The sequence below is a fragment of the Brevinematia bacterium genome, assembly GCA_039630355.1.
GTDB lineage: Bacteria > Spirochaetota > Brevinematia > DTOW01 > DTOW01 > SKYB106.
In genome coordinates this window covers 1-11,221 of sequence record JBCNVF010000054.1, presented here as the reverse complement: position 1 = coordinate 11,221, position 11,221 = coordinate 1, and the positions used below count along the sequence as shown (strand labels likewise).

At 37.6% G+C, this 11,221-nt stretch carries 11 protein-coding genes and 1 tRNA gene; 4 read left to right on the top strand and 8 right to left on the bottom strand.

Features of this window, described 5'->3' with window-relative positions:
• Nucleotides 1–64: 64 nt before the first annotated feature.
• Nucleotides 65–325 carry a ferredoxin family protein gene (locus tag ABDH28_04220; protein MEN2998220.1) on the top strand — a complete coding sequence of 87 codons (261 nt, stop codon included), beginning with the start codon at nt 65–67 and terminating at the stop codon, nt 323–325.
• A gap of 35 nt (nt 326–360) precedes the next feature.
• Here ABDH28_04220 and ABDH28_04215 read toward each other — a convergent pair whose 3' ends face one another.
• Genes ABDH28_04215 through ABDH28_04205 form a run of 3 tightly spaced genes read right to left on the bottom strand, consistent with a single transcriptional unit; the run spans nt 361 to nt 3,427 of the window.
• Nucleotides 361–723, bottom strand: coding sequence for a prepilin-type N-terminal cleavage/methylation domain-containing protein (locus tag ABDH28_04215; protein ID MEN2998219.1), 363 nt, complete (start codon nt 721–723; stop codon nt 361–363).
• Nucleotides 689–2,203, bottom strand: a complete 1,515-nt coding sequence (locus tag ABDH28_04210) for a glycogen/starch synthase (GenBank protein MEN2998218.1) — start codon at nt 2,201–2,203, stop codon at nt 689–691. The genes ABDH28_04215 and ABDH28_04210 overlap by 35 nt, the downstream gene beginning before the upstream one ends.
• 36 nt (nt 2,204–2,239) lie before the next feature.
• Complete coding sequence (locus ABDH28_04205) at nt 2,240–3,427, bottom strand: OmpA family protein (protein ID MEN2998217.1); 1,188 nt, start codon at nt 3,425–3,427, stop codon at nt 2,240–2,242.
• Between the two features lie 366 nt (nt 3,428–3,793).
• Here ABDH28_04205 and ABDH28_04200 point away from each other — a divergent pair, with 366 nt between their 5' ends.
• Both ABDH28_04200 and ABDH28_04195 read left to right on the top strand, forming a co-directional pair.
• A complete protein-coding gene (locus ABDH28_04200) occupies nt 3,794–5,446 on the top strand; it encodes a carbon starvation protein A (GenBank protein MEN2998216.1) in 1,653 nt (550 codons plus the stop codon).
• A gap of 249 nt (nt 5,447–5,695) precedes the next feature.
• Nucleotides 5,696–6,586, top strand: a complete 891-nt coding sequence (locus tag ABDH28_04195) for a hypothetical protein (GenBank protein ID MEN2998215.1) — start codon at nt 5,696–5,698, stop codon at nt 6,584–6,586.
• A 9-nt stretch (nt 6,587–6,595) separates the two neighbouring features.
• Here the strand turns inward: ABDH28_04195 and ABDH28_04190 are convergent.
• The 4 genes from ABDH28_04190 to tuf all read right to left on the bottom strand — a co-directional run bounded on the left by ABDH28_04190 (nt 6,596) and on the right by tuf (nt 8,895).
• Nucleotides 6,596–6,685 (bottom strand) — tRNA-Ser (locus tag ABDH28_04190).
• 2 nt (nt 6,686–6,687) lie between these two features.
• Nucleotides 6,688–7,341: a 50S ribosomal protein L3 gene (gene rplC, locus ABDH28_04185; GenBank protein ID MEN2998214.1), complete on the bottom strand. Its 654-nt coding sequence runs from the start codon at nt 7,339–7,341 to the stop codon at nt 6,688–6,690.
• 46 nt (nt 7,342–7,387) lie between these two features.
• Nucleotides 7,388–7,696, bottom strand: coding sequence for a 30S ribosomal protein S10 (gene rpsJ / locus ABDH28_04180; protein ID MEN2998213.1), 309 nt, complete (start codon nt 7,694–7,696; stop codon nt 7,388–7,390).
• Nucleotides 7,697–7,704: 8 nt separating this feature from the next.
• Nucleotides 7,705–8,895, bottom strand: a complete 1,191-nt coding sequence (gene tuf / locus ABDH28_04175; protein ID MEN2998212.1) for an elongation factor Tu — start codon at nt 8,893–8,895, stop codon at nt 7,705–7,707.
• 219 nt (nt 8,896–9,114) lie between these two features.
• Here tuf and recF point away from each other — a divergent pair, with 219 nt between their 5' ends.
• Nucleotides 9,115–10,245: a DNA replication and repair protein RecF gene (gene recF / locus ABDH28_04170; protein ID MEN2998211.1), complete on the top strand. Its 1,131-nt coding sequence runs from the start codon at nt 9,115–9,117 to the stop codon at nt 10,243–10,245.
• 44 nt (nt 10,246–10,289) lie between these two features.
• Here recF and ABDH28_04165 read toward each other — a convergent pair.
• Nucleotides 10,290–11,221: NosD domain-containing protein (locus ABDH28_04165; GenBank protein ID MEN2998210.1), on the bottom strand; the 932-nt coding region annotated here is incomplete at its 5' end.

The following is an 11,221-nucleotide window of genomic DNA, read 5'->3' as shown; positions in this document are numbered from 1 at the left end:
GAGCATCGGCTTCCCAAGCCGAGGGTCGCGGGTTCGAATCCCGTTTCCCGCTCAGGAGGTGTTTATGGCAAGGGTAATTACGGAGGCTTGTGTAGGTACGAAGTGTGGAACATGCGTGCAAGTTTGCCCAGTAGATTGTATTCATCCAAGACCTGATGAAAGTGATTTTGCCAATGTTGAGCACTTGCATATAAATCCTGATGAATGTATTGACTGTGGAGCATGTGAATCTGCGTGTCCAGTTGGAGCTATTTATCCCCTAGAAGATGTTCCTGAAAATTTAAAATCATACATAGAAAAGAATGCCAGTTATTACAAAAAATAGAGGTTCTAACTTTACTAGTTTCACTATTGCTCTGACTAATAAATGGATGTCAATACACTGAACGTTTTGTTAGCATTTGTAGCAAATATCAGAACATCCGAAATTAGGGGATTTGTAGAGGTAGTGTTTGTTAGGATTAGGTGTATTTCTACACCATCAACGTTTGTGTAAAAATTTGTTTCAAAGCTGATTTTTCCTAGAAGGGTGTCGTTGTACACCCTTTTCACAGCGTTTAGCATTACTGTAATTTCCTTAGTTCCATAAGTAACGCTTAAGATATATCTATAGCTTTCTACTACGGAGAGTATTGTGAGTGAAGCAATGAAGATTGCTACAAGTGTCTCTATTAATGAAAATCCTTTATTATTTCCTAGTGTCTGAGTAGATTTCTTCAACATAAGTCTTTGCGGAATTGTACCATGAAAACTCTGACTTCATGGCAGTGTCTACTAGTTTTGTCCATCTTTTTGGGTTTTTGTAATACATCTCTATTACTTCGGTGAGTTTGTTTCTAAATTCGCTTGGTAAGTATTCGTAGAACTTAAATCCATTTATCTTATCTCTTACTAAGTCATTTAGGATACCTACGCCTCTGACCAATGGTAGTGTTCCATAGAGCATAGAAACTGCGGGTAGAATGCTACTAGGTTCTGAAATGGATGGAATAAGAATTACGTCTGCGCCTGCTATGTACGATGTAATCTCATCTATTTTGATTTCTTTTAGCCACACAGCCTTATCCTTATTCTTGTCTACTAGTTCACCTATAGCTGTTTCTCTAAATCCTTCACCTTTTCCTATTATGATGAGGGAAACTTCTCTTTTTGGAAGTAGATCGCTAAATATTTCGTATATGAACGAAATTCCGGTGTTTTCCTTGAAATCCCCAATGAATAGAAACAGAATATTTCCCTCGTTCAACTTATGTTTTTTGCAGATTAAGGATTTTACCTTTTTCTTATTTTTTGTATCTTCTTTTGAGTAGTTAGCACCGATCTTGAGCAATTCTTTATCTTCTTTTGGTGAAAGCTCACTACTTACACCTGGGAGAACTGATTTGATCTTGCCTTCGTTAGCTTTTTGTATTATGACACCTTCAAGTCCTTTTCCACTCTCCTCTTTCTTGATTTCCTCTATGTAGGAGTTACTACAGAATGTTGTGGTGTCACTGAATACTATTGCACCTTTAACTACATTGACCTTTCCATAAAACTCTAGATATTCGTACCTGTAGTAGTTCCAGTCTAATCCTAGGGATGGATATTGATCCACCACGAACACAGGTATATCATCAATGGAGGATATGGTGAAGATTACCTTGGATTTTCTGAAAAAGTTGTCGTATCTGTATAGTGTTTTTATGTATATTGCAGAGATACTAGCCCACTTGCCAACAATGTGAACTACATCGGGTCTAAAGGGAATGGCCTTTAATGATTCCAGAGAACATCTTGCAAAAACTGAGAATCTGGATAAATTATCAGGATAGAGCATTGAATTACTCGGATCACTTATAAAACCTTCTCTGTCGGAAAGAGATGTTTCTTTGATGAAAGCTAAGTTTATTGCACCACAATTGTAAAGCATTACCTCGGCTTTTTTCTCTTCTCTACTGTCTCTTTCTGGTATTATCACCTCTTCTGATCTTAGAAACTTCAATTCTTTGAACTTTTTGCTGTTTTCCAGGCTTTTGTGAAAAGGAAGAATTACTGTAATATTATGTCCTAACTCCTGGAGTGTGTTTGAGAGCTTGCAGAGAAAGTATGTTTCAAAGTTAAATAATTCATACCAGTTAGTTGTGAAATAGTTTATGTGATCTGAGATAAAGGCGATATTTAGGATCTTAGGTTCTTTTGGTGCTGATCTTTTACCAAACATAGAAACCTCCAGTGAAATTATAAACGATTCTATTGCCTATTTTCCCCAAATGAGCTTTATTTCAACTCTTCTGTTTTTAGCCCTGTTTTCGTCGGAAGTGTTGGGAACAATAGGCTTATCTGGCCCATAGCCACGGTATGAAACTTTATCAGGCTTTATTCCGCTCTGGATTAAAACATTTGCTACTGATCTAGCTCTATTTTCAGAGAGAGTTAAGTTATATTCTCTAGTTCCAGTATTGTCCGTATGTCCTTCTATGACAACGTCTACTTCGCTGTATTGCTTTAGAACTTTTGCTAAGTTTTCAAGCATCTCTCTATAACTAGGTTTTATACTATAACTTCCCACATCAAATAGTATGTCTGATATTCTGACTTTTATTTCGTTGTTTTCGGGGGGTGAGACTTGGACTTCAGGGCTAATTTTCTCTATTTCTCTAGCAAGCTTAAACTGTTTGGCAATGTTTATTGGCACAATTTCCATTGTTCCAATTGAAGTTCCTTGGTGCTTGGTGGAGCTATAAGGATAGTTTGGCATGTAAGTTTTGGTTATATCAAAGATCTCACGATACTCGGAGAAAATACCCTCAAAAACGTCCCAGTTGTATTTGGTTGAGGATGTAAGCTTTATGTCTTTTATATATTTACCACTGGGGTTACCAAATGTGAAGTTGTAGCTTGCATCAAAGATTACAAATGGTTTACCCTCCTTCATAACTACGTCTTCAACTACATAGTTGACTATGCTTTTAACCTCAACTATTTCATCTTTCTCTGTAAAAACGTCTTCGCCAACTGCTTGCCATTTCATCCCTTTTGCTACTGGTGAATTTACAAAGGATGGAATTCCTCTTCTTGGTGGTAGGTAAGAAGGTTGAAGTAATTTTACATTCCCTAAGGGGCTGATTAGAATATCAATTTCTTCAACCTTTGCTAGTTTATACTCCTCATCTGCTTTCTTTCTGTTCATGTAGTAGAATAGGTATTTCACTAGAAGATAATCCTCACCATCTACTTTCCTATACTCATAAGGTTGGATGGTTATCTTGGACATTCCTTCAACTGTTCTGAAAAATACATCGTCTACGTAGATATCTTGCTTTGTGTAGACTTTTAGTCTGTAGATGTTGTTGGTAGAAAATTTGAATGAAAGAAAATGTGCATAGAGATTTTCAAAAATTCCTCCTAATAGGAGGATGCAAACCAAGTTAATTATATATCTCATTTCATTTCTAGTATAGATGGATTGGAACTGTTGTTTCAACTTAGTGTTAAGGTTTAATCTTTTAAGGGGTTTTGTTTCTACTTTTTTTGCGGTCCACTTAGTGGACTGGGTGTGGTATTAAACATCAATTTAGTTATTGGAAGTTTTTGTGGTATTGATCAATAAATTCTAGAATTTGTGAGTCTTTCTTTTACTCTTCTCGCAGTTCCTGTCGGAACTGGATAAAATTGCTCTTTTGGTGTTAGGAGGGTTTGAAGCTTGGGGTAAAGTGACGCTGTGGGAATTAGGTTTTACTGAGTGTTAATGTGGAGAATTGAAATCTTGGTTGGATCATTGATAAAATTCTTTTGATTTCAGGGGTTTGGAATGATATGGATTTTCTTGGGGTCCATTGTTGTTTTTGGGATTGGGTATTTTATCTATGCTAGTTACTTGAGCAAAGTTGTAGGAATTGATAGGAACAATCCTGTTCCTTCGGTTGAGAGAAGGGATGGTGTTGATTATGTTCCTACTAATAGGTTTATACTTTTTGGACATCATTTTGCTTCAATCGCTGGAGCGGGGCCTATATTAGGTCCACTTATTGCAATAAGCATGTATGGGTGGGGACCTGTTTTGCTTTGGGTTCTTCTGGGAGGTGTATTTTTCGGGGCTGTTCACGATTTTTTGTCTCTGGTTGTTTCTGTTAAGAATCAGGGTAGGTCTATATTTGATGTATCTAAGGAGATGATAAGTAAGTTTGCTAGTTTGTTTATGTTAATTTTTGTGTTTTTTGCATTGATCATTGTGATTTCAGTTTTCTCTGCTTATACTGCGGTGACTTTTGTTTTTGAACCTAAAATAGTTCTACCTACCTTTAGTATTCTAGTTACGGCATTACTTCTAAGTTTGTTGATTTATAGGTTGAAGTGGAGAATCGTATTTTCAACTTTTATTGGTCTTGTTTTAGTTTTGGGAAGTGTTTTTGTTTCTTTTAATTACAATATTGGTATAGTTTTACCCTTTGATGCTAAAACTTCAACCGTTGTTTGGATTTTTATACTTCTTGCTTATTCTTTTCTTGCATCGGTTTTGCCAGTTAATGTGCTTTTGCAACCTAGAGACTACGTTAACTCTTACATACTTTTTGCAGGGATGCTATTTGGTGTGGTGGGGATATTGACTTTTGGGATTTTTGGAAATCCTGATATAAAGATTCCATTTTTTCAGGTGTCGGATGTTGCTAGGGACCCGGCTACGGGACTTTTGGAACCTCTGTGGCCTATCCTTTTTATAACGGTTGCATGCGGAGCTATTTCAGGGTTTCACTCCTTGGTGGCCTCTGGGACAACTTCAAAGCAGTTGGCTAACGAAAAGGATGCTAAATTTGTTGGCTATGGTGGTATGGTGGCGGAAAGCTTCCTTTCACTTATTGTCATAATTTCTATTATTTTCTTCTTGCCGTTTGATGAGCTTGTATCGTTTGTGAAGGATGGTAAAGCTATTCCTGCATTTGGCAAAGCGTTTGGTTCTCTTTCTGGAAGCATCTTAGGGGGATGGGGACTTGCTTTTGCTGTGCTTATGATAAATGGGTTTATGCTTACAACTCTTGACACTGCTACAAGAATATCTAGATTCCTTTTTGAAGAAATATACCATACTGTTGTTAAGAGGAGTATCAGTAAGTATATCTCTACTTTCATAATTGTTCTGGCTTCTGGAGGTTTGGCGTTAAGTGGTGCTTATGTTGCTATATGGAAATTATTTGGTACAGCTAACCAGTTAGTAGCAGCGTTGACACTTGTAGTATTGAGTGTCTACCTTCTTAAGAGAGGAAAAAGTAGCATATTTACTCTTGTGCCTGCTATATTTATGATCTTAACTACCCTAGGTGCCTTGGCGTTTTACTTTTACAAGTATGCTTTTGTTTCATTTAACCTTTCTTTGCTTGTTGTTGATACAGTATTGATTCTTGTAGCGGTGGTAGCTTATACTGGTATAGCAATATCGCTGATTAGGGGGAAAGTGTCTAGAAAGTAAACTTAATTTGATGTTCCTCTGAAGGTAGGAGCAACAATTGGAAAGAGGTAAAAGGAAGTTGTAGTTGGGTTGTTGGGATTTGTGGTGTTTGTTGAGAATGGGAAGGTATACAATTTTTTCTTGCTTGGTTTGTGTGTGGTTATGGCTAAGAATGATTGTTGTAACATTTTCTGATAATTTTGGAACTCTCTATTTTATTTGAAATGTTGTAAAGTGAAAATTAATATTCTTACTAGTAAAAGACTAGCTATGGTGTTGCTGGTGAGCCAAAAAAGAGTGCGTGGTAAATTTCTAGAGGTTTTTGGTAAAGATTTTGCTACGGTAAAGTTTATTGATGAGGTTGGTGCTTTAGGTGACAATGACATTGTGGTAACTGACTCTTCTGCTAGTATACCCAGTATAAGAGAACGCTTTGTTCCGACTAACAAGAATGTGCTGATTTTTATTTCTGGTATTCCCCGATTGAGTGAGAGTGGGGTAGTTTCACGGAAAGATGAATTTGCTAAAGTTATGTTGTTGAGAGATATTATAGACCTGATAAGGAGAGAGGGTGAGCTAACTTCAAGAGTTTCGCGTTTTTTTACTAAATCTTGTATAGATGAAAGAACGTTTGTTGTTGAGGATAGTATAAAAGTTTTACCGAAGAGTATTATTGATTTACTGATTTCTACTGTGGATCGTCTTCCATTTGTAAGGAAGGGTGATAGAGAGGATATCATAATTTCTGTTTCAGAGGTTTTAGATAATATAGTTGAGGCTAACATTAACTTGGGTAATTTATTTTGCAAGGTTAGGTTGTCAGTTTTCTTGAGTGAGGATTGTCTGGAGATAAATCTGCGGGATTATCTTGGTGTAGCGGATATGTATTCGGTTGCAAGTTCTGTTGAGATGGGATCGGGGTTAGGTTTTGTTTTCAGTCACAGTGAAGTTGAAGTGGATAGAATATCTTTAAGAGGTAGGGGTTATATGTTGATAAGCAAGACGGTGGATAGTTTTGTGACGAAGATAGTCGGTTCTGAGAGTTTTAAGAAGTACGGAGAGGATAACTCTTATACTGAGACTTCGGTAGGTTATTTTCTTAGTAGTAGGGGGAGGGTTAAGAGAGAGAGGGGGGTTGGTGTTGTGATAGGTTTTTTTTAGTTTTGTGGTCGGAGGGGGAGGGATTCGAACCCCCGGTGCTCTATCTAAGAGCACTGCAGTTTTCAAGACTGCTGCCTTCGTCCGCTCGGCCACCCCTCCTCTCATTTGGATAATAGTGATTTCCTTATAGCTTCTCTTACAATAACGTAGCTTCCGTTGTATCCGGGAACTGCCCCCTTAACAAGCATTAGGTTTTTCTCTTTATCAATGTCAACAACTTCTAAGTTCTGGACGGTAACTTTTTTCCCTCCAGTTCTTCCTGCCATTTTTTTCCCTTTCCATACTTTTGCGGGGAAGGTATGTTGCCCTATTGAACCAGGTCTTCTGTGAAACACAGATTGTCCGTGTGAATCTGGTGCACCGGAAAACCCCCATCTTTTCATTGTTCCCTGGAACCCTCTTCCTTTTGACCAGCCTGTTACATCAACAAACTTGATTCCTTCAAAGTAGGAGATATCAATTATATCTCCTTTGTTAAACTGAGTTGGGTCCTTGACTCTAAATTCTTTCACTATCGCTGGTTTTAGGATTACCTTATATCTTCCTTTGTTTTCTTTGTCCTTGACTTTATGTTTTTTAGCACCGAAGCCAAGCTGTATAGCATTATAGCCATCCCTTTCCTGTGTTCTGATTTGTAAAACTTCACAAGGGCCTAGAGTAATAGCAGTAACAGGAATTACATTTTCTCCAACAAACACTTGAGACATTCCTTCTTTCCTGCCTATTAAAGCTTTACCACAGAAGTTCTTTCCCATAATTTCCTCCAAAAAGAGATATGAATATAGGAGCATTAAGCTCTTTCTAATCTTGTTTTATTTCAACATCAACGGAAGGTAAAATTTCAAGCCTTAGTAGTGCGTCAATGACTTCTTGAGAAGGTTCTAGAATGTCTATAAGTCTTCTGTGTAATCTGTATTCAAAGTGTTCTCTTGAGTCCTTGTCTACATGGGGTGATCTTAAAACTGTATACCTTCTGATCTTAGTTGGCAGTGGTATGGGACCAACAACTTTGGCCCCAACGTTTTTCACCACATTGTATATGTCTTTAGCGGTTTTGTCAATAACTTCCGCATCGTATGACTTAAGCTTGACTCTGATTCTTGATACCATAGGCTATACTATTCAATGATTTCTGTTACTACTCCTGCTCCTATGGTTCTACCACCTTCTCTTATAGCAAATCTGAGTCCTTTTTCCATAGCAACAGGATATATAAGCTCTACTTCAACATTTACGTTGTCGCCAGGCATGACCATCTCACCAGGTATTTTTGTAATTGTTCCGGTTACATCTGCCGTTCTGAAGAAGAACTGGGGTCTGTAGCCGGCAAAGAATGGTGTGTGTCTTCCACCTTCTTCTTTCTTCAAGACATATATCTCGGATTTGAATTTTCTGTGTGGAGTTACAGAACCTGGTTTACAAACAACTTGTCCTCTCCAAACCTCATCTTTACCAACACCTCTTAGGAGTAATCCTGCATTGTCTCCCGCAATTGCGGAATCTAGCTCCTTTCTAAACATCTCAATTGATGTTACAACTGTCTTTATAACTTCGTAAGAAAGACCAACTATTTCAACCTCCTCTCCAGGTGTAATCTTACCCCTTTCAACTCTTCCAGTGACTACTGTTCCTCTACCAGAAATGGAGAAAACATCTTCTATTGGCATAAGGAAGGGTTTGTCAATTTCCCTAATGGGTTCTGGAACATGGTTATCAAGCGCTTCTATTAACTCTAACACGCACTTTCCGTCGGTATTTGGATCAGGATTTGTCATTGCCTTGTAGGCGGAACCCCTTATAACTGGAACCTTGTCACCAGGGTAGCCATACTTCTTTAAAAGTTCTCTTACATCTTCCTCCACTATGTCAATTATCTCAGGATCGTCTACCATATCAATCTTATTCAAAAACACAACAATGTAGGGCACACCAACTTGCCTTGCAAGTAGCACATGTTCCCTAGTTTGAGGCATAACACCATCATTTGCAGCAACAACAAGAATAGCGCCGTCCATCTGCGCAGCTCCAGTAACCATGTTCTTAACATAGTCCGCATGCCCGGGACAGTCTATGTGAGCATAGTGTCTCTTATCACTCTCATACTCTATATGCTGAATCTGGATTGTTATGCCTCTTGCCTTCTCTTCAGGAGCATTGTCAATGTCTTCATAGTTTTTCTCCTTTGCATACCCCTTTTTGGCCAAAACCTTGGTAATAGCAGAAGTCAAGGTAGTTTTACCATGATCCACATGTCCTATTGTGCCAACATTAATGTGTGGCTTCTTCCTCTCAAATTTTCCTTCAGCCATAAAAACCTCCCAAACGAAATATTTTTCCCTAATTATAACAAAACACTGTCCACTGATACAAATTAATTTTACCGAAAAGAGTGTTCATCCAGTCCCGTCAGGGACTGCGAGAAGAATAAACAAAAACTATGCCTAGTGCTAGTTTTATTTTAGTCTTACCAATACTAGTTTGCCAAGTTAGAAACATTCTTTGTTATTTTTTATAATAGTTGCCCTAATATGAGACTGAAAAAACTACTTCTTAGGAATTTTAGGCTTTTTAAAGATCTAAAAGTTGAGTTTGGAGACAAGAACATAATAGTTGGTCCAAATGGATCTGGTAAAACTACGATAATAGAAGCAATAAACTATGCTTCTGTTTTCTCACCACTAAGGACATACGAAACGGACAAAGATCTTGTGAGGTTGGGGGAAAGTAGTTTCAATATACTTGTAGAGATTGAAGAGGAAAATTCTAAACTTGACACAATATTTGTTGGATATGAGTTTAAGGATAACAAAGGAAATAAGAGGATAAGGATAAATGATAAAGTGTTGAATGTTGTCAATGCTTCGGGGAAGTTAAAAGTAGTGCCATTCCTAATAGAGGACTATGAACTGGTCGTCGGGACTCCATTGTGGAGAAGAAGAGCTATGGATGCCTTCTTGATTCTAGTAACTCCTTCTTACTATCATAACTTGGTAAATTACTACAAGATTCTTAAGCAGAAGAATGCATGCATCAGAATGATAAGAAAACTTCAAGAAGAAGGTCGTTCGGATCAAGAGGAATCAATACAACAAGCAAAAGAACTTGTAAGAACCTATAACGCTAGTATTTCTAAATTTGCAGTTGAGGTTACAAAATATAGGTATCAACTACTTAATTACATATCTAGTAGGATGCAAGCTCTCTCTGGCTTGGAAGTAGAGGTTAGGTATAAATCACATCTTGTGGATCTTGTTAGAGATTCCCAAGATCCAGTAAGTAGTTTTACAGATATCCTTAATGATAAGGTTGATAAGGAAGTGGTATATGGCAAGTCTATAGTGGGCCCTCACCTTGATGATATTGTGATTACTTCTAATGATAAGCCTGCAAAAACCTTTCTATCGCAAGGACAGGTAAGACTTGTAAGTATTTTTTTCAAGCTTATATGTGCTGAATATATAGTGGAAAGGACTGGAGAGAAACCAATACTTCTTTTTGACGATATCCTGGGAGAACTTGATGAAAACAATAGGAAAAGGGTTCTAGAGAGAATTCTTTCATTGCCTTATCAGTTGGTGCTGTCATTTTTTGAGGTAGATAAGTCTATACATCTTTCAGAATTTAGTATAATTGACCTGGGAAAGACAGAAAAGGGGTAGCAGATTTTGTCTCTGCTACCCAATTACAAACCTCGGAATCCATTCTATTGGTTAGTAACTATATTATCTCTGGTTATAGAAGCATCTATTACAAAGGGGTTATTCACCAGACTTATATCAGTTATTTCAGAGAGAGGAGCTGCTTCTCTATATAGTGCCTTTAAGTTATTTGTGATGAATTTATTTTCAACGAATATGTGTCCGCCAATATCTGTAGTTTCGTAAACACCTATAGTGGTGTTTGTACTACTACCTCCTATGTAGCAGTTGGATATTGTTAGGTTTTGGACATCTTGTAAGTTTATTACTTTATTAGGACCACAGTTTGTTAGGTAGGAGTTTAGTATCCATAATCCGTTGACATTGTTAGCAAATACACCACCAGTGTCACCACTGGAATTAGCGAAAGTGCTTGATATTATGGTGTTACTATTAGCAGAAGTTATGTAAATTCCCGAGGTGTTGCCAGCAGTGTTTGAGAATATTTGTGAGTTTGATATTACGTTAAAGTGGCTGGAAAGGATGTAAATGGGTCCATATGAGGAATTATTGTTATTTTGTATTAGAGCACTTATTAAATTGCTGACTCCTCCCCATATGTATACACCGGAGCCATTAAGAGAAGTGTTGCTTATTATCTGTCCTGAGATCTTGTTGAAGCTGGAGTTGATAATATATATACCGCCTGCGTTGTTGGCAGTTGTGTTGAACATTACTTTTGAGTCTATGGTGTTGCTGTGGGAGTTTTGAAGTCTTATTCCTCCACCTCTTGGATTAGGTCCTGTTGATGAATTGCTTATTATTTCTGAGAATATGTTATTATTGTGAGAATTTGTTAAGAATATTCCTCCGCCGGCGTTATCCGAGGTTGTAGTATTGCTTATTACTACTAGGTTAGACATAGTATTATTGTGGGAACTTTCAATATACAGACCTCCGCCTGCTTGGGCAGTATTGAATCCAACTATGCCTTCTA